Origin of the sequence: Halorubrum sp. AD140 (assembly GCF_034497445.1) — an archaeon.
GTDB lineage: Archaea > Halobacteriota > Halobacteria > Halobacteriales > Haloferacaceae > Halorubrum.
Genome location: NZ_JAXRUU010000267.1, coordinates 1 through 1156 on the forward strand (window position 1 = coordinate 1; position 1156 = coordinate 1156).

Consider the following 1156-nt stretch of genomic DNA (forward strand, 5'->3'; position numbering starts at 1 on the left):
TTCTACCCTCCACCCTTTCGAGTGGTCAATCTAGCGCAGAATTGAGAGCTACACTGACTACACTGACTACACGGTCGCGTTAGTCTGTTCAAAACCGGAATGGTAGCACGGAAATAATTATAGAGAATCAAGGAGAATACCTGCGCATTCAGGCGCAGGATGAATCCGACATCCGTTTTCACAATCCACCGTTCGATTGCCAGCCAGAGATTTCAGTCCACACGTTGAAGTGGCAGGCAACCATCCGATGCAGTAGGAATCAGGCCGGGAATAGAGCGATTCCCGCCAGTCCTACGATGGCGGCCTGCCCGCCCCAAGCAATCAGACAGTAATCGGAACCAGTCGGGTGAACGGTCGGTTCCTATAATGAACCGATGCAGTGCCCGACTGCGTGGAAGCACCAGAAAAGTAACTCCGAGTCCGTCGAAGTCTGCCGGACTCCCCGTGGCAAAAACAACACCGGGAGTCCACATATGACCGAGGATAGGAGTACCGGGGGCTTGGCATTCCCAGCAGTCCCACCCACCTCAGACCGCGAGCATCCCGACGGATTCTCACCGACTGGATGCTTGGTGAAACTGCAAACCTGAAATCTCCAACGCTCAGGATTCCTCCGCGTTCACGCGGAGGAGGATGTCAATAGCATCCACTCACACACCACTGCTTCGAGTGTTCAAGCGGGAAATAGAAGTTAATATACAAGATATCATCTACTTACACTAATACTACCACTACTACAATAGACTATAGAATGGTATGCGGGTATGGTACACAAGCACATGTGATAAATGTTTCTACTATATAGGGTCTTCTCGTTCCAGTCGACAAAACACCCGTCTTTGTTCCAGCCGGAACACTCGAAACAGTGGAGTGTCTGTGTAGGACACCCGAAACAGTTGAAGCCACGGTTTTATATATATTCCGTTAGATAAACCGATATGGACGAACTCGGCCATCTTACGCCCGAGGACGGAATCTTTCTCGACGAAGATGTCCTTCGTGACGATTACGACCCGAGTCGGATTCTGGAGCGTGATGAGGTTCTGAATCGCTATCTCCAGATGTTCTCCGAGGTTGTGCGAAATAAGCGGCCTCGCAACGTTTTTGTATACGGCCCGACCGGCGTTGGAAAGACAGTCGGAACACACCTCGTTCT

The 1156-nt window shown here is 50.9% G+C and carries 1 pseudogene; it reads left to right on the forward strand.

The features are described 5' to 3' along the window. Window positions 1-938: 938 nt before the first annotated feature. Window positions 939-1156: pseudogene (locus tag U4E84_RS18080) on the forward strand (cell division control protein 6); the annotation flags it as partial.